At 49.2% G+C, this 20,756-nt stretch carries 17 protein-coding genes and 2 pseudogenes; 8 read left to right on the plus strand and 11 right to left on the minus strand.

The genetic code is table 11. From position 1 onward, the window contains the following. Positions 1-76 precede the first annotated feature (76 nt). On the plus strand, positions 77-724 hold the full coding sequence (locus C1752_RS16405) for a DedA family protein (RefSeq protein WP_110987131.1): 648 nt from the start codon (positions 77-79) through the stop codon (positions 722-724). A gap of 48 nt (positions 725-772) precedes the next feature. After that, positions 773-1,291 (plus strand): hypothetical protein, encoded by a 519-nt coding sequence (locus C1752_RS16410; protein WP_233501647.1) that lies wholly within the window; start codon positions 773-775, stop codon positions 1,289-1,291. Here C1752_RS16410 and C1752_RS16415 read toward each other — a convergent pair. Beyond that, positions 1,288-3,327, minus strand: a complete 2,040-nt coding sequence (locus C1752_RS16415; RefSeq protein WP_233501648.1) for a tetratricopeptide repeat-containing S1 family peptidase — start codon at positions 3,325-3,327, stop codon at positions 1,288-1,290. The two genes, C1752_RS16410 and C1752_RS16415, sit on opposite strands and share 4 nt — an antisense overlap. Before the next feature lie 133 nt (positions 3,328-3,460). On the opposite strand from C1752_RS16415, the gene C1752_RS16420 reads away from it, so the two are divergent. Together C1752_RS16420 and C1752_RS16425 are read left to right on the plus strand one after the other, a co-directional pair. Then, positions 3,461-4,069 carry a DUF924 family protein gene (locus tag C1752_RS16420; RefSeq protein ID WP_233501659.1) on the plus strand — a complete coding sequence of 203 codons (609 nt, stop codon included), beginning with the start codon at positions 3,461-3,463 and terminating at the stop codon, positions 4,067-4,069. Between the two features lie 241 nt (positions 4,070-4,310). After that, the gene (locus C1752_RS16425; protein WP_110987132.1) at positions 4,311-6,479 is read left to right on the plus strand and encodes a pentapeptide repeat-containing protein; all 2,169 of its coding nucleotides are present in this window, start codon (positions 4,311-4,313) and stop codon (positions 6,477-6,479) included. Between the two features lie 219 nt (positions 6,480-6,698). Here C1752_RS16425 and C1752_RS16430 read toward each other — a convergent pair. Together C1752_RS16430 and C1752_RS16435 are read right to left on the minus strand one after the other, a co-directional pair. Then, positions 6,699-7,199: pseudogene (locus C1752_RS16430) on the minus strand (Rossmann-fold NAD(P)-binding domain-containing protein); the annotation flags it as partial. Between the two features lie 187 nt (positions 7,200-7,386). Further along, the gene (locus tag C1752_RS16435; protein WP_110987133.1) at positions 7,387-8,406 is read right to left on the minus strand and encodes a zinc-binding alcohol dehydrogenase family protein; all 1,020 of its coding nucleotides are present in this window, start codon (positions 8,404-8,406) and stop codon (positions 7,387-7,389) included. Between the two features lie 109 nt (positions 8,407-8,515). On the opposite strand from C1752_RS16435, the gene C1752_RS16440 reads away from it, so the two are divergent. Next, positions 8,516-9,400, plus strand: a complete 885-nt coding sequence (locus C1752_RS16440; RefSeq protein WP_110987134.1) for a LysR family transcriptional regulator — start codon at positions 8,516-8,518, stop codon at positions 9,398-9,400. 139 nt (positions 9,401-9,539) lie between these two features. Here C1752_RS16440 and C1752_RS16445 read toward each other — a convergent pair whose 3' ends face one another. The 5 genes from C1752_RS16445 to C1752_RS16465 all read right to left on the minus strand — a co-directional run bounded on the left by C1752_RS16445 (position 9,540) and on the right by C1752_RS16465 (position 14,852). After that, on the minus strand, positions 9,540-10,583 hold the full coding sequence (locus tag C1752_RS16445) for a GGDEF domain-containing response regulator (protein ID WP_110987135.1): 1,044 nt from the start codon (positions 10,581-10,583) through the stop codon (positions 9,540-9,542). A 404-nt stretch (positions 10,584-10,987) separates the two neighbouring features. After that, positions 10,988-11,953, minus strand: coding sequence for an alpha/beta fold hydrolase (locus tag C1752_RS16450; RefSeq protein WP_110987136.1), 966 nt, complete (start codon positions 11,951-11,953; stop codon positions 10,988-10,990). Between the two features lie 91 nt (positions 11,954-12,044). Continuing rightward, positions 12,045-12,977, minus strand: coding sequence for a tetratricopeptide repeat protein (locus C1752_RS16455; RefSeq protein WP_110987137.1), 933 nt, complete (start codon positions 12,975-12,977; stop codon positions 12,045-12,047). Between the two features lie 149 nt (positions 12,978-13,126). Continuing rightward, complete coding sequence (locus C1752_RS16460) at positions 13,127-14,116, minus strand: adenosine kinase (RefSeq protein ID WP_110987138.1); 990 nt, start codon at positions 14,114-14,116, stop codon at positions 13,127-13,129. Positions 14,117-14,174: 58 nt separating this feature from the next. Beyond that, positions 14,175-14,852 (minus strand): CsgG/HfaB family protein, encoded by a 678-nt coding sequence (locus tag C1752_RS16465; RefSeq protein WP_110987139.1) that lies wholly within the window; start codon positions 14,850-14,852, stop codon positions 14,175-14,177. A gap of 88 nt (positions 14,853-14,940) precedes the next feature. Here C1752_RS16465 and C1752_RS16470 point away from each other — a divergent pair, with 88 nt between their 5' ends. Both C1752_RS16470 and C1752_RS28100 read left to right on the plus strand, forming a co-directional pair. Next, positions 14,941-15,543, plus strand: a complete 603-nt coding sequence (locus tag C1752_RS16470) for a class I SAM-dependent methyltransferase (protein ID WP_110987140.1) — start codon at positions 14,941-14,943, stop codon at positions 15,541-15,543. Between the two features lie 55 nt (positions 15,544-15,598). Next, positions 15,599-15,802 (plus strand): hypothetical protein, encoded by a 204-nt coding sequence (locus tag C1752_RS28100; protein WP_146242364.1) that lies wholly within the window; start codon positions 15,599-15,601, stop codon positions 15,800-15,802. Between the two features lie 146 nt (positions 15,803-15,948). Here the strand turns inward: C1752_RS28100 and C1752_RS16475 are convergent, their stop codons facing one another. After that, complete coding sequence (locus C1752_RS16475) at positions 15,949-18,186, minus strand: GAF domain-containing protein (RefSeq protein ID WP_158535114.1); 2,238 nt, start codon at positions 18,184-18,186, stop codon at positions 15,949-15,951. 323 nt (positions 18,187-18,509) lie between these two features. Next, positions 18,510-18,950, minus strand: a complete 441-nt coding sequence (locus C1752_RS16480; protein ID WP_110987142.1) for a hypothetical protein — start codon at positions 18,948-18,950, stop codon at positions 18,510-18,512. 1,045 nt (positions 18,951-19,995) lie between these two features. On the opposite strand from C1752_RS16480, the gene C1752_RS16490 reads away from it, so the two are divergent. Further along, positions 19,996-20,649, plus strand: coding sequence for a PAS domain-containing protein (locus C1752_RS16490; RefSeq protein ID WP_158535115.1), 654 nt, complete (start codon positions 19,996-19,998; stop codon positions 20,647-20,649). Here C1752_RS16490 and C1752_RS16495 read toward each other — a convergent pair. After that, a pseudogene (locus C1752_RS16495) lies at positions 20,641-20,756 on the minus strand (ISAs1-like element ISAcma12 family transposase); the annotation flags it as partial. The gene C1752_RS16490 and the pseudogene C1752_RS16495 sit on opposite strands and share 9 nt — an antisense overlap.

The raw sequence follows: 20,756 nt of genomic DNA on the forward strand, positions 1-20,756 counted from the left end.
GCATCTCTCGGGGCTTTGAATTGACAGAACCTCTTAGATTACGCCAAAATTAAGAAATGTTAACGCGATAGGCAGCATGGTATTTGACTGGCTTTCTATAGAAACAGTACAGGGGCTCGCGCAACAGTATGGCTACGTCGTTGTTTTCTTGGGAATTTTACTGGAGAGCCTAGGATTACCTCTACCAGGGGAATCGATTGTGCTGGTGGGTGGCTTTTTAGCCGGACAGGGAGATCTGAAATTTCTTTGGGTGGTCCTCAGCGCGCTTGCGGGTGCGATTGTGGGCGGCAACTGCGGCTACTGGATTGGGGTCTATGGGGGTTGGCCACTGCTCTTGAGAGTGGGCAAGGTCTTTCGGGTGCCCACAGAGAAGCTAGAGGAACTACAGCAGCGCTTTAGCTACAACGCAGGTCGAGCGGTTTTCTTAGGCCGCTTTGTGGCTTTATTGCGTATTTTTGCTAGCCCTTTGGCCGGAATTGCGAAGATGCCCTACGGGCGGTTTATGATTTATAACTGTGCAGGGGCAATGCTCTGGGCAACAGTTATGGTCTCGCTTGCTTTCTTTGCAGGTGAAATTATTTCACTGGGCCAGTTAGTGGCCATTGTCAGTGAGTTTAGCCTGTTGATCCTAGGGGGACTGATCGCTTGGTTTGTGTTCCCTTATTTGCTAAGGATGACGAAGCGACAGAGGCTGAAGCAAGCGGGTGAATCTGAGAGTTCTTAGGCCTTGGCTCTGATCTCTGCGCTGTTGTTCAAGAGGTCAAGGTTAGCCATGGTGGCTCCTACTGAAGAGCTAATCGCGTCTGTCCCAGGACCAGAGGCGGACCCTATCTTGGCACTGCAGGCTGCAGAGCGTCAGGAATCGATTAAGGCAGCTTTATTTTCAGCAGTGGCGGTGGCGGTCACGTTTAGTGCGCTGACGGCTTTCAACCAGATCGTAGCGACGGCGATTCCGTCTTTATGGATGCTGCAAATGCAGGGGCTGAACTGGCAGGGGCTAGGCAGTGGTGCGATCGCAACTTTAGCGGGCTGTGTGTTTGGCATCAACTATCGCTACGCGGTGCGCACCGATCGCAATCCGCATCTAGGGTCAGGAGTAGTGATGGCATTTGGCACGGTACGGGGACTAGCCCAGCTTGATGTGGGACTAATGGCGCAGGGCGTGATTTGGCCGTTTGTGGTGCTGGCGGCGGAGAGCTTGTTTTTATTTGCGATCGCACGTCTCGTACTCGACCTTGTTCTCCGGCTAGGCTGGGTAAAATATTCGGTTCTGGAAACCAACTCAGACTAGAGGCTATTGGCTCGCTCTAGCCAAGTCTCAGCGGAAGAGGACTCTCCCTGCTTTTGATAGAGCTTGGCAACCTGACGATAATCGGCCTTCGCCCCTTCGATCTGACCCGCCTTTTCCCGAGCATCACCGCGCACAATGTACCAGCTGGGCTGCGAAGGCTGGAGTTTAATCAAGGTGGTGAAGTCTTTGATCGCGGCTGGATACTGCTCCTGCTTTTCGTATAACTGGCCCCGATTGTAATACAGCGAAAAAGAGCGGGGGGTTAGAGCCACAAGCTGGTTATAGGCTGAGATCGCACCCTCTAGATCATTCATATCTTCACTGAGGGACGCGATTTGCTCATAGGCACGCGTATTGCGAGGATTAATCTTGGCCATCATCCGATAGTCTGCGAGCGCTCCCTGGGGGTCACCACTATAGCGACGGACATGGGCACGGCGATCGTAGGCTTCTGTATCTTTGGGGTTGATCTTGATTAACTGTGAATAGTCTTTGAGCGCCCCTTGATGATCCCCCTGGACGAAGAGCATACCGCCACGGGCGCTGTAGGCGAGGGCATTCTGGGGATCCAGACGAATCATGGCTGAATAGTCTTGAATGGCGGACTGCTGATCCGATTGAGCCATATACAGGGTTGCCCGCCATAGATAGGCCTGGAGACGGTTGGGGTTCAGCTCAATCACCCGACTAAAATCAGAGAGTGCACCTAATGTATCGCGACTGGCATTACGGTAGGCACCCCGCAGCCAATAGGCTTGCTCTGCCTTCGGATCAAATGCAATCACCTGGTCTAGATCCTGCAGTGCAGCTTGGGTTTGACCACTTGCGATCGCATAGTTAGCCCTGGCCAAATAAAGACGAGCCTCACGGGGCGAAGTTTGAATGACCTGCGACAAAACCGCCCGCGCACCCACATAGTCTCCCGACTGGGCCTTGATGGCAGCAGTAATCAGAGCATCATCCACGGGGGAAGGCGGAGGAGCAGTGGCGGGCAGGTGCGCCTTAAGCGTCATTCCCATCGCTTTGGACTGCTTTAGAAACGCTTCAATAGGAATACCGAGATTAAAACCTGTTTTAACGCGAATGTCGGTATTGAGAGTTGACGCTTCCAGGCGACTGTCCACATCGCCTCGACCGTGGATACCTACCAGTTCACCCTCACGATTAAAAACGCCGCCACCACTCATCCCAGGTAAGGTACGGTTCGTGTAGATCATGGCATAGCCATCGTCAAAACTGCGACTGCTGCGGGCGGTAATTTTACCATCGGTAAAGTTGTAGACCGGCTGGGTAATGGCGGCTGTTGTGGCCGGGAAACCTGCCACAAAGACCGGCAACCCTTCGCTGGCCGTTTGAGCCTTGGCCAGCGAACAGACGGTGTAGGTGCGATCGCTCTCGAAGGTCACTACGGCTAAATCAATGCTTTTTAAGGAACGCACCTCTCTTGCTGTGTACTGCTGCTGATCGGCGGTGGTAATGCGATAGGGAATATCGCGGGCAGCCACGACGTGAGCTGCTGTCAAGAGGGTGTAGGTGTTGCCTTGGCGCTGGATAATCACGCCTGACCCCTCAGTGATGCCATTCCCCAAGCTGACGGTGACTTGTTTGGCCTGCTTAGCAATGTCACTCGTCGCCAGCGCGACTTGAGGTGCCTTCGGCTTGCGGGTCCGGGGCAAAGGCCGTGCATCTGTTTGGCAAGGCGCGGCAACGGCTCCCGTTGTGACACCGCCAGGAAGCGGAACGGCGCTGCCTAAACCCTGGAGCGGGAGACCGGGCTTTTTGGTCACAACCTGACCTTCGATGAGCACGCCATGCCCAATGCTGACGTGCGGGCCAATTCTCACGGTGGCGGGCTGCGGCGAACTCCCGACGGTCAAAGGCGATAGGCCCACTGGTAATGTCGGCGCGGCGGTGCGATCGCAGCTTTCAGTGGAGGTCTGAGCCTGACTCGATTCTGAGACCAATATCGCTGACAGACCCAGTCCGTTCAGCCCCATCAACAGCAATCCCCACGCTGTACCCCGATGTCGCTTCATACCCTGCTTTTACTCATTTTGCTCAAATCCATGATAGCTGCCCATTTTCTAAACCGCCGATTATGCGACTTATAGAAATGGACAAAACTCTGCGAGATGTCTCAACGTAAGCCGATCACGCAATATGATCGTGATGTACCAGCCCCTGATCTGTACAGCTCTCATTCGTTATATGGTCGACGATATTTTGACGTTTTGGTTCGGGTCGCCGGATCAGACAGGCTTCGGAAAGCCGCAAAAAAAATGGTTCCGTAAGAACCCAACGTTTGATCAAGAGATTTGCGATCGCTTCCTATCGACGTATAAAAAAGCCGCCGCTGGCAGCCTTAATCACTGGCAACAAGAGGCCCAGAGTTGCTTGGCACTCTTGCTATTGCTCGATCAGTTCCCACGCAATATGTTTCGAGGAACGCCACAGGCCTTTGCCACAGATGCACAGGCACTAGCGGTGGCCCAAAGCGCCGTTGAACGCCAGATCGATCAGCAGCTTATTTTTATACAACGATGGTTTGTCTATTTACCCTTTGAACACAGCGAACAGTGGGAGCACCAGCAACAGTCTTTACAGCTCTGGAAAACACTGAAAGATCACCCCGACAGCGACAGCGCCATTGACTATGCCCAGCGCCACGCTGACGTCATTCAGCGCTTTGGCCGTTTCCCTCATCGCAACGAGACTCTAGGGCGAGAGAGCACACCCGACGAACGAGCCTTTCTCAATCAACGCGGCTCTTCGTTCTGACACAGCAACATCTGTCGGCATTATCCTTCCAGAATGGGGGCCAATCTAGAAGCATTCAGAAACTCATACAAGAGATCGACGCCAGCAATTGAATGCAGCAGCACTGACAGATAAAACACAGACAGAGCCTCTTTTCTCTCAATAATTAATCTGGACTGAAATATTCAGGCGTATGATGAAAAGCGATTGTGGTCGCCGTCTTCATAAATGACTGAGCAGCCAGCGTGTGGAGTGAATATTCATGATTAAATCAGCAACGTTTGCAGCCGTTGTCTCATTGGCGGTGGCAGGCTGGTCTTCCCCCAGCGCGGCACAAACCTTCGATCCCCTCCAGCAATTACTCGAAACACGAGCCTGTCAAAACTGCGATTTGAGTAATCTTGACCTCAGCGGCCAAGATCTGAGCCAGATTGATTTGCAGGGAGCCACGCTAACCCAGGCCAACCTCAGCGGCGCAGACCTCAGCAACGCCAATCTCACGGGGGCCAATCTCACGGGCGCTAATCTAAGCGGTGCCAACTTACAGGGCGCACAGCTAGAAACCGCGATTCTCACCAATACCGACCTTTCCAACGCAAATTTAGAGCAAACGATTCTAGCGGAGTCTGAGCAAATCGAGAGCGAAGCCCCAATTGACGGCGAGGGACCAGCAGATCGCGAAACGCCAACCGTTGAAGAAGATAGCGACGCTGAAACAGCCAGCCTCATCTCACCTCTCTTAAATCAACAGTTTCAGCAGCCCACGGCCCAAACGTTGCCGCAGGGTACGGTGGCACTCAAGGGCACCTCTCGTCTTTTTTCTCTATCAGATGACGTGGCAGGTGATAACGACACACCTGTTTTTATTCACTTGGGCTTCAGCGTTGGCATTACGGATGATTTAGAACTATCCGCAGCCTTCCAGCAAGCCGATAGCAATTCTCCAGGGCAGCAGGGGCCCTTCATCGTGAACCGAGGCGGTGACGATCCAGGTAACGACGAGCTGACGTTCCAGCTTAAGCAGAAAATCTGGAAAAATGCTGATCGCAGCTTGGAACTCAGTGGAGTTGCGGCAGTTTCTTTCCCTCCTTCGGGGCGTCTGAGTACGTTTATTGGCAATGGAGACGTTGTATCCGTTGAGAATGATGCCGTTGTTCCTGCATTGCAGCTTCCCCTCACCGCAACCGTGGGTGAACGCACAAAATTGACGCTATCGCCCACCATTGCCTTTTTTCCGTCCGGCAGTGCTCTCTTTCTCTCGACACCCCCGATTGCTAATTCAGGCTCCTTTGGTACCACCTTTGGCTTAACCGGGGCTGCATCCTTTAACGCTTTTGATCGTCTAACGCTGTTCGCAGATGCCTTTGTCCCCTTCACCGGCAACAACAGCATCAGCCCGACCTCCGGCCTACCCAATCGAGAAATTGTCTTTAACGCAGGTGCCCGCTACTTAATCAATCCACGCTTGGCCGTTGACCTGTTTGCCACCAATGCAGCAGGCAGTTTGGGGCCTCTGGCGCTCACAACCCAACCCGATTCTGTGGGCATCGGTGCGAATTTAATTTTCATGCCTGACCTTGCCCCCCGCAACCGTCGGATTGCCGACAATCGGAAAGGAGAGCTTGATCAGCCAGATTCTCCTCGGACCATTGACGGCCTAGGCTTCTTCGATGGCGGTACTGTTCCGAAAGGCAAATTTGCCTTCCATCTGCAGGGCGGGAGCCAAGGATTGCTCACGGCTCTTCGCTATGGCCTGCTCAAAGATTTTGAGGGCGGCATCTTTCTAGACTCAATTTCAGGAGCGGTGGATGAGTCAGAGCAGGGCATCAGCGGTAAGATTCGGCTCTTAAATCAAGATAAAGGTGCACCTTTTACCTTGAGTGTGGCGGGTACACTCAGCCAAACCAACGATGTGTTTTCTAATTTCGTCAATAACGATGCAGGTGCCTTTGATGCTCTGGGCATTGATGAAGGGTTCCCCTTTATTGGTAATCGAGATCGAGACGATCGGCTGTTTATCGTAACGACTTCAGTGCCGATCATCTATAAGATCAGTGAGCGAGCCAACGTTTGGTTTACCCCCACGGTGGGTCTGGTTCAGCGCGAAGGGGTTGAGTTAGCTGGCTTTAACTTGGGAGGAGAACTACAAGTGCTTCCAGCCTTCAGTGTGTTAGCCGAGGTCGGTGCTAATTTTGCGGGCTCGGGCAATGCCTTTAGCGGCAACAGCCTAGTGGATCGCATTCCGTTTAATTTTGCAGTGAGGGTAGACCCGCTCCGTTTGTTTGGAGATGATTCAGATACACCGCGTGCCAACCGTCCAAACGTAGAACTGTTTCTCACCAACCGCGTCGGTTCATCACCTTGGCATCAGTTGCGAGTGCGTGATCAAAACGACATCGCCGTAGGTGCAGGGATCCTGATTCCATTCTAGCTGTTGAGCGAGGCACAGCGGATGTGTGCCATATTCAGCAAATTAGGCCAATTCTGGCATTACGCCAGTAAAGTAAGGCAGTGTGGTGATTAGGGCCCATGCCCCCGACTCTACAGGAATTGGCTCATAGCTCTGGAAGCCCTTCCCTAAGACAGTTTCAAGGTTTAAACAGGAGCTTTTAGAAGAAAATCCATAATCGAGCTAAGCTGTCGACAGTTCCTATCTATGTTTTCTGTCTGGTTGTGCCATCTCCGCCAAAACAGCCTCGATAACGCGCACAATTTTTTCACATTTTTGTAGATTTAATGCATCTGGATGAGGCGATGCAAACTGACCTAAATCGTTATCGAAGTACTGGCCTGAAGCGGCCGCGAATTCATCTGCCAAAGTTGCTCGACTCAGTATTTCCCCGCCTATACGGATATCGCCACCAGCCACTCCATAGGCCTGTTTCACCATTTTGCTCCCGAGCATTGAGCCCGGATTAACCGCGATCATGGTAGAGCTGTCTTCCTTGAGCGAAAGTGCGCGCGACCACATCGTCAGCGCCAGCTTGCTTTGCGCATAAGCTGCACCAGCGGACAGCTTGACTCGTCCAGCCAGTGCGTCAAAATCGACGGGAGCCTGAGCTGCGGAGGACAAATTGATAACCCGTCCAGATATCCCCATCAGCGGTAGAAGCCATTGTGTCAGAAGATAGGGTGCGATCTCGTTTTCGGCCTTAACGTTGAAAGTGGTGAAATTGTCGTAGCTCATATTGCAATACCTAGAACAAACACATCTACGTTCAGAGACACTGACCTATCTATCCACTGCTAAATATCCTTATTCGGAAATGGTTTAGAACACTCACAGTCCGCATCCAGTAACAGTACACGAACATCCGGCTTAAAGAACGAGGGAGCGTTTAACTGCATTCCGTACCAAGACCATCCAACACAGTCTTGCCGATTGCCTTTCCACTCTCCTGAAGTTCGTGTGCGGCACGCAGACTCTCTACGTTGAGAACGCCGCCATGATTGTTTACGGTCGGAATTAATGTGCCATCATCCAGAAGTTTCGAAACCCGATTCAATAGCTTATGCTGCTCGTTCATATCTTCTGTCTGGAACATGGAGCGGGTGAACATGAACTCCCAACTCACAGAGAGCGCTTTTTTCTTAAGTGGAATAACATCCAATGACTCTGGGTCATCGATGAGGGCGATGTGGCCGCGCGGTTTAATTAGCGCTTGAATCGCCTCATAATGAATGCCAGTATGCGTGAGTGAGGCAACATACCGTGGCGAAATACCCAGCGCCTTCATCTCTTCGTCGAGTGGATTATGGTGGTTGATGATATGGTCAGCGCCCATCTTTTCCGACCACTCTCGGGTAGCATCACGCGATGCCGTCACAATCACGGTCAGCTTCGTAAGTTTCTTCGCTAGCTGAGTCAGAATAGATCCCACACCGCCAGCGCCGCCGACCACAAGCAAAGCTTCACCTGCCCCTTCACCCTCTTTGAGTCCAAAGCTATCGAACAGGATTTCCCAAGCCGTAATACTGGTTAGGGGCATTCCTGCCGCTTCGGCGAAACTAAGGGAGGATGGCTTTCGACCCACAATGCGTTCATCAACGCGGTGAAACTCGGCATTGGTGCCAGGGCGGGTTATATCGCCTGCGTAGAACACCTCGTCACCAGATCGGAACTGCGTGACATCGGAACCGACCTCTTTGACAGTTCCAGCAGCATCGAAGCCAAGAATCCGAGGCCCGTTGTCTGGCTGCGCACCGGCGCGCACTTTGACGTCAACCGGATTCACCGAAATTCCGCGAACTTCTACGAGCAGATCGTTCGGACCGGGCTTCGGGATGTCGGTTTCAAATTCGATCAGGGCGTTTTCCGCTGAAATTGGACCCGCATCCGTGTAGCCAATTGCTTTCATCATTGATGTCTCCTTTCGGTTCGTGGGGAGCGTTACTCGCATGACAATCATTTATGTAAAAAAGATAATCAGGCTTGCTGCGAAATAATAATTCGGATATTTTTGACAAATGGATATTTTATCGCTCCGCTTGTTCCTGAGAATTGCAGAACTTGGCGGCGTCACAGCGGCGGCGCGCGACCTGTCACTTTCGCCCGCGAGTGCGAGCGCCCGTCTTGTCAAACTCGAAGAAACAGTTGGATTCCGTTTATTCAACAGGACGACCCGAGCCGTATCGTTAACAACGGATGGTGAGACATTTATACCCTACGCTCAACAAACTGTAGAGACACTGGAAACTGGACTAAAAGCGGTCAGGGGTCAAGGGTCAGAGGCCCAGGGGCTGCTGCGAGTAGCAATGCCCGGTTCCTTTGGACGTATGTATGTCATTCCAGCTTTAGCCGAATTTCACGCACTCCATCCACTCGTCAGCCTTGATTTACGGCTATCTGATGAAGTTCTCGATGTCGTTGAAGGTGCTTATGACCTCATTATCCGAAATGCAAGCTTGACGGATAGCAGCCTCATTGTGCGGAAGTTGGCCGCTGACCGGCGCCTTCTCGTTGCCTCTCCTACCTATCTAAAACGGCATGGCGTTCCCTCAACGCCTGACGATCTTGCAGAGCATCAATGCGTAATCCTTGCCGAAAACAATAGGTGGAAGTTTGAAAATGGACAGGCCGTTAGTGCTCCGCGCTCATTTGTTGTTAACGATGGTGAGGCGATGCGAAAAATGATCGAACACGGGATGGGTATTGGTACAAAGTCAGTCTGGAATGCCAGCGAAAGTTTAAAATCCGGGCTTCTCATCGAGGTGCTACCGGAATTTCCGCTTGTTACAGAGGCCTCTATATGGCTTCTGTATCCGAGTCGCCGAATCATGGCATCGAAAGTTCATGCCATGATTGATTTTTTACTCAAACGGTTCCAGCCCGTTCCACCATGGGAGTGCTAGAAAGGACCGAATAACATTGCGGTCAAAACTTATGGCTCAGAGTTTTCTCTAGCGCTTCAGCCGTTAGATCTGTTCAATCGTTACGTCAGCAGCAAAAATAGGTATTTAGATTAATCTAAGCGGCTCGGCTGAATGTGGGTCATATTATTGACTCTTTAAAGATCGCTCGATCGCAAGAGATGCGATCGCGTCCTTGGTGTTTGGCTTGATAGAGCGCTTGGTCGGCTTTAACAATCAAATCCTGGGGCAGCTCGTTGTCCTGCGGCATGGATGTGGCGACGCCAAGGCTAATGGTGATGCGATCGCAAAGGGGCGATGTCAAATGGGCAATCTTTAGATCTCTGACATCTGTGCAAATTCGTTCTGCGACCTGAATAGCCCCCGTTTCTGAGGTCTCTGGGAGGATGACAACAAATTCTTCACCCCCGTATCGTGCCACTAAATCCTGAGGCCGATGTAGCCCTGCTTCGATGGCTTGGGCGACCCGCTTGAGACAGCGATCGCCTTCTGGATGACCGTAGGTATCGTTGAACTGCTTGAAATAATCAATATCAATCATGATCAATGATAGCGATGTGCGATTACCAATCGCACGGAGCCACTCCTGCTCCAGCTTTTGATCAAAGCCCAAGCGATTTTTGATTTGGGTCAGGGCATCGATAAAAGAAATCGTTTTTAGCACCTGCACCTGCTCATGCATTTGATGAATAGCTGTGGTCCGCCTTTTAAGGCGATCTCGAAGCAGCAAATTCAATTGCTGCATCTGCTGCTCATGGGTTCGAATCTTTTCCAATAGTCGAGTCCGTTCCATCGCATGATAGATGGTTCGCTTTAGCCAAGTTGAATTGACTTGGCCTTTCATCAGATAATCCTGTGCGCCTAGCTGCAGAGCTTGGGTCGCAAGATCTTCATCATCAAGACCGGTGAGGATCACAATCGGTAGCCCAGGATTTTTGTTATGAAGAGACAGCAGGCTATCCAATCCAACACTATCTGGAAGATGTAGGTCTAACAAGCACACGTCAAAGTGGTTTGAGTCTAGACAGGTACAGGCATCGCTTAAACGTTCAACTGTCGCGAGCTCAAATTGAGAACCAAGACTTGCTGTTAATAGTTTGCCAATCAGAAAAGCATCGTCTGGGTTATCTTCAACTAAAAGAATATTCAGGATCTTGTTGAACATCTCCGATGGCCTCAATCAGAGCGAAGGCTTGAAGCAATTCAAGCGTAAAATCGACATGAATATCGCTACAACAGCTTTGTAGAGCAGCGATAAGGGTTTGGGTACAACGGTGCTGTAGTGTCACCGTTTTATTCCAGCTACTGTTTGTTAACCCAGCAAAACCTGTAAGCATCTTGTGAATCAATTTAGGATACCCAGTTAAAGACAGGAATCTGCAACAAGACCGAGGTAATTTTGTACGTTGGCCTTCTACACAGCAGTTATTCATCCGCTTGCAGGCGCTCAGAAGCTGCTCTCAGGGCGATTGTGGAGTTTGCGTTATAGCAGCAGAAGTACTCGGCTGAGTTAGGACAGCCTTTATTGATAAAACTCATGGGCAATGTATATCTGCCGCTCGTCAATCCTCATCGGCTAATTTTATTGAGCACAAGCTGAACAGCTTGCACCATAACCTCAGGCTGATCAACCCAGACAAAATGGCTACTTTCATCAGCTGGGAGCTGTGTGCAATCAGTTGATAGACCCATCAAGGCATGGTGAATCTGGTCGCGGAGTTGATTAATGCCTTTTAAGGGAATGCAAAACGTCCAAAACGAGGGTGTAAAAAATGAGTGGGACTTGATGCTAACAATCGGTAGACTTCCCAGATTATTTGCGACCCTCAGCTGACGGCCACTGGCATCCATACTCCAGAGTTCTCGAGCCATGGTGAGCCAGTGCTTGGGGCGACAAAATGAGCGCGTCACAGGCGTCAGCTCTGACCGCGAAAACTGTCGTAAATTAGGCTTGAGCAGTTCAAATACCTGCAACAGCCGCAGGAGTCGGATGATCCCGAACCCTGCCCCCAAGATAGACATCAAAAAACCAGAAATAAAGATCAGCTTCAAGATCTGCAGCGGCCAAGACATCTTGAGCATGCCCACTTCGTGGAGACCATCGGTAAGGACCAGCCCCTGCACCTGCTCAGGAAACTGATGGGCATACAGGCGCATGTTGTAGCTACCGAATGAGTCGCCCACCAGGATATAGGGCGGCTGAATGTCTGCTTTCGCTAACGCCGTCTCCAGCTCCTGGACAATTTGGCCGCTGGTGCGGGGATGGGGACTGTGATCGCTCCAGCCATAACCTGCACGATCCCAGGTGACAACGCGCCCCAGTGGCGCTAGCTTCTGCAGCAGCAGATAGCCCTCAACACCACCCAGGCTGTGATCAAGGACGATGGTCGATTCACCCTCGCCTGAAACAGAAAGATGTAGCGCATATCCACCCACATCGACCCGCTGTCCGGGTGGTTTTTGCCGCTGCTCTCGCTGACAGGCCACGACTTGGTACAGCGTTGTCAGCAGCAGCAGATATGTTGAAACCAGCATTGGCTCATCCCTAGACTGTCGGACCCAACCGCAGCAGCGGTGCAAAAGACGACACTTGCAAAGCGATAGGGTCTAAAATCCAAAGCTTAGCCTAACTTGGAACTTGGCTCATAATCTTACGGAGATAGCCGAGCGCAATCTCAAAATTAGCGGTTTTTCCCTGCTGACGAAAAAGCTGAGCTGCGTACTGAATATCGGCAATGGCACCCTGCTGATCGCCAACATTGGAGCGCAATAAACCGCGAGCGCCATAGGCTCTAGCGTTATCAGGACAGAGATTTAAGGCTTGTGTATAGATGTTGATGGCCTGCAGGTAAGCATTGGTCTCAGCTTTAGCAGCGGCTATCTGCATCAAGGCTGTAGATTTTTTGTCAATTGTGCGAGCTGATCTATTTGGTGAGTTAAGCTCTGGACCGTTTTTACAAGAGATTTGCGAACCCATCGCAGCTTTCGACTCTCCGTTACTGAGTTCTGCGGGCGTTGACGGTGTCGCAGAAGATCGGAAACTTGAATTTAAGTGACCGATGGCTTGAAACTTTTGAATTCTCGGGAGAATCTTCAGCGCTAGCGTTCGCCATTCTGGATCGGTGGAGAGAGTCTCTACGGCAGCAATCGCTGAATTACCTACCTTTGCAAGTCTCTTACAGACCGATTCATCAAAGCTGTCATCTTCAGAAGCTTTAAGAACGTCAATCAAGCCTGTGATTAAGTCAGACGAGGAGATCTGTGTCAGGCTATGTTCAAGCAGTTCAATAGATTCTGTATCAAGGTTCTGCTGCCTACGCAGCACAATTAGAGGCGGAACTGCCTTGGCACCGAAATGAGGCAGGAGATCAGCCATCTGCATTCGAACACGTGGGTCAGTCTCAGCAAGGAGTGTATAGAACGCCACCCCTAGAAATCGATCTAAATCCCACCAATCGAGGGCAACCGCTTTGATATGCTGTCCCGCAACGGGCAGCAGCTTTTCAAAACACTGATAGTAAAGCGCGTTACTTTGCTCCGGCGTATGCGAGGCTGACATTCTAGGTTCTCCTCCTAGAAATACACTGCACTTAGTATCGCGCATTACAGGAGGGCAAAGCAATCGCACCATGAGAGAATCGTATACCCATTAATGAAGGATTGCATTACCACTCATTGTGAAGAGGATGATGGCTTGCGCCGTCCTATTTAGATGGCTTCTAATAATCCTCTCGTAGCTTCTGTTTCCATACGGGGGCCAAGATGAGTGACCAAGCGGGCGGCGGCCAATGACCCCAGGCGTCCGGCGTCAGCGAAGCTCATGCCGTGGGTGATGCCGTACAGAACAGCGCCAGCGTACATATCACCGGCACCGACGGTATCCACGGCTTTGACCGGGAGTGGATCAATGTTGATCAGGCGTTCACCATCAAAAATGACGGAGCCTTCAGGGCCACGGGTGATGGCAAAACAGGTTGCGAGGGTTTTGAAGTAGTCAACGGCAGTATTAAAGTCTTCTGTCTCAGCCATACCGAGTGCTTCGCTTTCGTTGGCGAATAAGAAATCAACGCCAGGGCCAATCATTTCTAGCAGGCCGTCTCTGAAGAACTTAACCATGTTGAAGTCCGACAGCGTCAAAGAAACCTTCTGGCCTGCGGCCTTAGCTAACTCTCTGGCTTTGATGGTAGCGGCTCTGGAGTCAGGTCCGGTGACTAAGTATCCTTCAAGATAGGTGTATTGAGAAGATGCGATCGCATCTTCGTCTAGGTCATTCACCGATAGCCCCCCCGAGATGCCCAAGAAAGTCGTCATCGACCGATCTGCATCGGGCGTCACAAAGACCAAGCATTTACCCGTCACGCCTTCATCTAGCGCATGGGCCTGCAGATTCGTTTCTACACCACAGGCCAGCAAATCGGACAGATAGAACTGCCCCGGCTCATCATCAGCCACCTTGCAGGAATAGAAGGTCTTGCCTCCAAACTGATTCACAGCAATCATTGTATTCGCTGCTGATCCACCAGACGCTCGCTTGAGTCGGTGGCTATTTAGACTCGTCAGAATTTTGTGCTGATGATCTTCATCAATGAGCGTCATGACTCCCTTATCGATACCCAACTCCTCTAGAAGCTGGGGTTTAACTTCGCATTCAATATCAACGAGGGCATTACCAAGACCATAAACGTCGTACCGTGTCATATCGCTCCTGAAGGGTCAACAAATCTCCTAAAGTGTAGTTGATTCAGGAACCGCTTCTCTAGGGATAAACGCGCCGACGCAACTCGATGGAGTCCGGCTCACCCATAAGACCCTTGACTATATTTGCGATCGCCTTATCCACGACATCATCAAGTACATTACTGTTCGGCTCTGACTCAACACCCAGGCCCCCTGAGGGCGATGGCACATCTCCAGACTGCTCTCGCGTCATGCTCACATTGCTCCGCCGCGTCGCGACATTACCTGAATCCACCTCAATCATGCTGCTTTCAATATTGATCTGAGCCTTTGTCTCAGGTGAGCACTGACCACCGACACAGGCTTGCTCCGCTTTAAACTCAGTAATGGTACCTGTGATCACAACGTCAGCGCTCAGATTTTCACCTAAGCTGATCGCATCCGCCTGCGTGAGCGGACCCGTTAAATTCAGGGTTGCGAGAGCCTGCTGAACTCGGTTAGGGTCTACGACGATAAAAGCATCTTCTGCAGCCAAAGCTTCCACCATTCTGGCGCTCACTCCCTTAGAGACCCCCACGTTTTTATAGGATGCGTAGTGAGGAGAGCGAGTGTCGCCATAGCTAAAATCCACCACCGCAATTTGCTGGCGGCTATCGGGGCTTTCTTGAGCCACAACGGTCTGTAGAGTCGGGGACAGAAGCGGCCCCGTTAGCAGCAGAATGCCTAGCCCAATCCGGGCTGCAATATGAGTTGGCATATCAAAGTCTCTTCAACTGATTTTTTCTTTTAAATGCGTCATCTTATATAGATAGCGAAGCTGCACCTGTAGTTCCATCGGTAAAGAAATGGATACACTCACTGCTAAAACTCAGCTTTTCGATCACTGGGCACCTAGCTACGACTGGTTACTGCCCTCCGTCTTTTATCAAGCCATTCATCTGCGCCTGCTGGACTACATTCAGCTTTCAGACTCAGCAAAGGTGCTTGACATCGGCTGCGGCACCGGGCGCTTGCTCAACCGTCTAGCCCAAGCCTATCCCCACCTTCAGGGAACCGGCCTCGATCTCTCACCCGAGATGCTACATCAGGCTCGCTTGAGTAATCGCCACGGTGACCGTTTACGTTTTGTTCGCGGCATTAGCCACACCATCCCCACCGAAGATGAGCAGTTTGAAGGCGTCTTCAGCACCATTAGCTTCTTGCACTACCCTGAACCGGAACGAGTTTTTAAGCAGGTTTATCGAGTACTGAAGCTTCAGGGGCGTTTTTATTTGGTAGACTACGCAACACCTCTAGGAACGTTATTCCCGCAGTCTTCGATGGCGAAGATGCAGTTTTACAGTGGTCAAGCAAGAGAGCAGCTAGGGAATCAGGCTAATCTCAGATGTGAAGCCCACCAACATTTAATAGGACCGGTTTTGCTAAGCATTTTTGTGCGGGATGCATGAGAGACGACCGGTTGCAGCATTAGCATCGGGCTTGATTTGTGCGCTCAATAGTTCTATGAGACGACGGGCAAGCGCCTATCACCGATGCCAGAACCACCACTATGCCAAAGAGGTTGAGGGACTTATAGAGAGCATTGAACGTACACAGATTGATCCACAATTTGGTGCCGCCGTCCTCATTGGGGCCACGAATGCAGGCACACCCCAGCGATGGCGATGGGATTCATTCAACGGACCGTTAAGATCGCGGAGTTACTGATAAGTCGGAGGTTTTGAATACGTTACTTCTTGACTGAACGATGCCAAGCTCTCAACCTACTAGCTATCTCCATCTCTGATTGTTGCAACAAAACCTTGGATCCTGCGGACTCCTCACCTCATAATTCTGTCTAACTATTTATTTTATTATTTGCGCGTTTGTTCAAGTAATTTAGATTGATGTAGAGCAACTCCCATTTGCTCTGCAACCTGATTCAAGAATCGAACATTCATAGGCTCCCACTGCCGTGGTCTCGAATGCTGATACATTGCCAGAAGCCCCCACAGGTTCTTACCAACAAAGATAGGAACAATAGCATAGGCACGAATTCGATATTGTTCTAGCAACTCAATATGGCAGGGGGAATGCCCCGCTTTGTAAATATCCTCAACGGCAAAAGTTTCTTTATGACGGTAGCGTCCGCCTTGCGTTTCCTGAAGATAGGTATCGTCCCAGATCGAATTCATGCCAAGTTTGCTCAATCCTTCCCAACTGCCAGTAGCAAATTCAAAATCGTTGACGAACTGTCCTCCCCAATCTTCATTAAATTGGTAAACAGCCACGCGCTCTGCCTGAACAGCATGACAGATTTCTCGCGTAGTGGTTCGAAAGATGGTTTCAACGTCTAACGACTGTCGGATTTTAGTAATCACATGCAACAAAATTTGCTGTTGATCGCTGACTCGTTGAAGATTTTTAGCTTGTTGATGAGCCTTCTGGTGTAGCTCAGATTGAAATATGGCGACCCCGAGCTGATCTGCAACCTGATTCAAAAATTGGACGTCGCTATCATCCCAATGACGTATGCTTGAATGCTGATATATGGCTAAGAGTCCCCACAACTGTTTGCCAGCAAAAATAGGAACGATGACAAATGCACGTATCTGATATTGCTCCAAGATTTCAATATGGCAAGGAGAATATTCAGCCGTATAAATGTCCTCTACAACAGAAATCTCTTTATAGCGATAGCGCCCGCCTTGCGTTTCTTGCAAGTGTGTATCATTCCAAGTCAGATTCACTCCAAGCTTGCTCAATCCTTCCCAATTACCAGTAGCAAATTCGAAATCGCTGACGAACTCTCCTCCCCAATCTTCATTGAATCGGTAAACAGCCACGCGCTCTGTCTGAACGGCGTGACAGATTTCTCGTGTAGTGGTTCGAAAAATGGTTTCAATATCTAACGACTGTCGAATTTTAGTGATCACGCGCATCAATAGATGCTGATGCTCCATCCCGTGATTTGAGGTCGCAGCGTTTTGCTGCACCTGTTGTTCAAGACGATGAGTCAGACTTTGCCTCTGGGATTGAGATCGAGACCGTTGCAATGCGGCCGCAAAATGCATTCCGATCGTTTGTCCAAGTTTGGTCTCATTCAATGTCCATTTCTGAAGCGGTTGCTCATACGACGAGGTTCCCACCTCAGCTCTATTTCGAAAAATAGTCAAGTATCCTAAACATTGCTGGCCATACCATAATGGCACCATGAAAAGGCTACAAATCGAGGTCGGCTGAAACAGCGATTGTAGTTTGTCTAACTCTGCTTCTAAATAAAGATCATTGATCGCCCAGATCGGTTCATCCTGAATTTGGAAATGGTTTTGCCAAACGTGATATTGCTCGATTGAACTATACTTTGCAAACGCTGAAGAGGTTGGCTGGATACCGTGGGTATAGATTTGTGCCGCTGTCGACGAACTCCCATCAAGTGTCTCTCTCAATCCAGCAGTGAGCACTTGGTCAGATGGGAAGAGATAGAGTCGCCCTCCTGATCCATGAAAGGCACGGACAGTTGTTTCTAGGGCAGCTTGTAAATCTAAAGTTGGTTCTAGATGCAGCACGTGAGCGATCAGAGAGATCGCAGATTCTGATGGTTCAGTTATTTTAGAACTGGTACGTGAACCTCCCTGATGCTGAGCAATGATCGCAGAGAGTTGCTCAACTGCCAGCCAAACGGGTTCTATCTCTACTACGGAGAAGGGACGAGCCGAGGTGTGGTAAATCATCAGCATCCCCCAAAGATCTTGCTGGTGAAAAATGGGTGCCATCAGCACTGCACGAACGTTCATCGCGGCAAATGCTTCAGCTAAGGCCGGTTCCACATAATGTAATTGCAGCGGGTTGTGATCTTCTTCGAATTGTTTGCCCCAGCCAAGAGTTTTCCAACTTCGTCGATTAGAGACATCAAGCGTTGACATCATGGGTATCGGTGACAACAGTTCGAGAACCGGAGATAACACTTCAGCACCACATTGAGGAATCTTTAACCGCATGCGCACTGACTGCTTTTGGCTAGATTCAACCACTGCTCGACATTTGCCATCCGATTGAAGTTGGCAAATCTGTGCAAAATCAACTTTCAAAAACGAGCGGAATTCGATCACACTTGCCAGGAGCAGTGTCTTGAGGCTGGAGGGACACCGCCAGTGCTGTACTAGCCGAGCCATCAAGGTTTTTGTCAGGTACGCTTCATACTTTTGAGGCTGTGAGGATGTATTGGCGTCATTTTGAAGCTGTCGGAACGTATTTGCGTCGACCACTCAAAAATTCCTCCATCTCATGGCAATTCATTAAATAATAGACCATGAACGTTAGACTTTTATCTGCCTAAAAGAAATATTAACTTTCCTCATTTTTATTGGTAAACGTTGACATTACCTCAAAAGAGTGGACAGGTAATTGAGAAAAACAAAATTAACTCTAAACTTTATCCAAACAAACTTTCATCATGTTCTTGAATTCTTACTATTTTTTCTTCAGGTGTTAATCTGCGTTTAAGTTTCTGGCTGAGATTGTTCAGATTATCATTTAGCATACTAGAAATGTCCTGCAAGACAAGGGAGCATTTCTCGACAAAAACACTCACCCAATCATAAATGCAAAAGGAGTAGACACTAGGCATCAGTAATCCCGAACTTCCATAAAACACAATCTCTGCCTTGTGATTCATTTCAAGATTCTTAGCCCACTCATACTGAGGACGAGAAGCATTCCAGTACTGCATCGTTAGCTTCACGCCTAAATACTTACTTATAGCCTGGCTTAAGTTACTGAGATCTTTTAACAAAGCGACAAACTCTTCATCAGCTTTATCCTGAGCATAAAGATTCTTAGCAATTGGGCTAATATAGTGTTGATTAATAGTCATAGCGAACCCTCAACATCAACAAACTAGTGCAATATATTCCATATTCCATTCTTCTTTAGTTTAGGAATTTATTGCTCGCTAATGCGAGACTAAAAGAACACAACTGGACAATTGACTATTCATTAAATATATTTCAATAAAGTGAAGGAAGAGAAATAGAATCGGGAAGAAATCGGGAAATTGCTTGCATTGCACTTATATTAACTACATTCCGCAGGTAGTACACTTTTCTAGAAGCCATGCTAGAGAAGGGTTACAGGGTCTGTCAAAAATCGGCTCTGTTCCATCAATCCAGGTTGCATCACCTGAAAAAACAGATCACAGACTCTCTAGAAGCCAGACTGGAAAAGCAATACAGGTTAATCGGCCACCTGTATTTCAATGCTCTGCGGGAGGTATTCTTGAATTTCGGGCTAAGGCTCAAAGCCCTTACTGGAAAAGGCTTACAAGAATTCACTAACCTGCGGAATGTAGGATATTAGGCTGAAATAATATTGCCAGTTTAACTAGAATTTCCCGTCTGAAATCGCAAAGGGAAGAGATAGCATACCTTCAACCTCATGCTGAAGATGAGATTGCACTATGACTAGCAGTTTGTGGAGAAGGGAGAGTGGTAGGAACGGTAGCTTGGAATAATAGATTCTGCATTCTTAATCTCTACGATAGTCTACCTACAGTAGATTGCAACGCTTCAGCATCATCCATTTTTCGTGTAAGAGAAGCGAATTTAAGTTTCCATCAATCTCCTACATATCTTAGACTACTTCCTCTAAAACGCTTTAAACCCTTATTCAGTCCTGAGAGGCCATTGATACTTCCCTCGTATAACTGGGTATCTTACAAGAAAAGTGTGATTGGGGAAATCGCTCAATTTAGCGGAAAAACTTAGTAACAATAAATCTCATAGCCTTTTGACCTCGCTTGATATATGGCAAATTTCCGCAGTAAGGATGAGACGCTCACGATGCAATATAAAACTTTCTAAAAACTTCATAGGCGTTCAGATAGCTGAGAAATTCGAAATAGAATTCTAAAGGCCATGACCATGACACCAGCACGAACAGACCCAGCTTCTCAAGACACTACTGCGTCGGATTTTGAGTCATTCTTTCATCTTTCGCTAGATATGCTTTGCATTACAGACTTTGATGGCTACTTCAAGCAATTAAACCCTATATGGGAAGAAATTCTGGGTTTTACCCAAGCTGAACTTCTAAACACCTTGTTTATAGATCTGATTCATCCTGACGATCGCATAGCCACGTTTGAGGAATTTCAAAAATTATTAAACCATACTAGAAGCATTGGATTCGAGACTCGTTACCGCTGCAGTGACGGTTCTTATCGATGGCTCAGATGGAATGCAACCCCTTGTCCAAAGAAAAAACAGATCTACTGCATTGCTCGTGATATAACCGCAGACAGGCAAACCGAAAGCGAGCTTCACCTAGCCCTGAAGTCTTTGACCAAGTTAAAGCTTGCGCTAGATCAGGCCGCGATAGTGGCAGTAACAGATCAAAATGGCAAGATTATCTCAGTCAATGATCATTTTTGCGAACTGTCTCAATACTCCCGAGAAGAGTTGCTCGGCAAGACACATAGAGTTATCAACGCAGATTACCATGACCAAGTATTCTTCCAAGAGATGTGGTCAACCATTCGTCAAGGACATGTTTGGAACAGGGTTGTTTTAAGTTAACAGCGAAAAAATAACATCAACCCGATTAGCAAGCTTTGTCATAGCGGCTTTGAGCGATTGGAAGCCATTCAATCTCAGCAGATTAATCACAATTGTTCTGAGCAACG

It is taken from the genome of Acaryochloris thomasi RCC1774, assembly GCF_003231495.1.
In the GTDB taxonomy this organism is placed as follows: Bacteria; Cyanobacteriota; Cyanobacteriia; order Thermosynechococcales; family Thermosynechococcaceae; genus RCC1774.

What these genes read in the sequence shown, in the direction of transcription:
- C1752_RS16480 (WP_110987142.1), bottom strand. Translation starts at nt 18,950, where the DNA reads ATGACTATTAATCAACACTATATTAGCCCAATTGCTAAGAATCTTTAT.
- C1752_RS16405 (WP_110987131.1), top strand. Translation starts at nt 77, where the DNA reads ATGGTATTTGACTGGCTTTCTATAGAAACAGTACAGGGGCTCGCGCAA.
- C1752_RS16465 (WP_110987139.1), bottom strand. Translation starts at nt 14,852, where the DNA reads ATGCCAACTCATATTGCAGCCCGGATTGGGCTAGGCATTCTGCTGCTA.
- C1752_RS16415 (WP_233501648.1), bottom strand. Translation starts at nt 3,327, where the DNA reads ATGAAGCGACATCGGGGTACAGCGTGGGGATTGCTGTTGATGGGGCTG.
- C1752_RS16410 (WP_233501647.1), top strand. Translation starts at nt 773, where the DNA reads ATGGTGGCTCCTACTGAAGAGCTAATCGCGTCTGTCCCAGGACCAGAG.
- C1752_RS16450 (WP_110987136.1), bottom strand. Translation starts at nt 11,953, where the DNA reads ATGCTGGTTTCAACATATCTGCTGCTGCTGACAACGCTGTACCAAGTC.
- C1752_RS16440 (WP_110987134.1), top strand. Translation starts at nt 8,516, where the DNA reads ATGGATATTTTATCGCTCCGCTTGTTCCTGAGAATTGCAGAACTTGGC.
- C1752_RS28100 (WP_146242364.1), top strand. Translation starts at nt 15,599, where the DNA reads ATGAGACGACGGGCAAGCGCCTATCACCGATGCCAGAACCACCACTAT.
- C1752_RS16445 (WP_110987135.1), bottom strand. Translation starts at nt 10,583, where the DNA reads ATGTTCAACAAGATCCTGAATATTCTTTTAGTTGAAGATAACCCAGAC.
- C1752_RS16455 (WP_110987137.1), bottom strand. Translation starts at nt 12,977, where the DNA reads ATGTCAGCCTCGCATACGCCGGAGCAAAGTAACGCGCTTTACTATCAG.
- C1752_RS16460 (WP_110987138.1), bottom strand. Translation starts at nt 14,116, where the DNA reads ATGACACGGTACGACGTTTATGGTCTTGGTAATGCCCTCGTTGATATT.
- C1752_RS16420 (WP_233501659.1), top strand. Translation starts at nt 3,461, where the DNA reads ATGTACCAGCCCCTGATCTGTACAGCTCTCATTCGTTATATGGTCGAC.
- C1752_RS16425 (WP_110987132.1), top strand. Translation starts at nt 4,311, where the DNA reads ATGATTAAATCAGCAACGTTTGCAGCCGTTGTCTCATTGGCGGTGGCA.
- C1752_RS16490 (WP_158535115.1), top strand. Translation starts at nt 19,996, where the DNA reads ATGACACCAGCACGAACAGACCCAGCTTCTCAAGACACTACTGCGTCG.
- C1752_RS16435 (WP_110987133.1), bottom strand. Translation starts at nt 8,406, where the DNA reads ATGAAAGCAATTGGCTACACGGATGCGGGTCCAATTTCAGCGGAAAAC.
- C1752_RS16470 (WP_110987140.1), top strand. Translation starts at nt 14,941, where the DNA reads ATGGATACACTCACTGCTAAAACTCAGCTTTTCGATCACTGGGCACCT.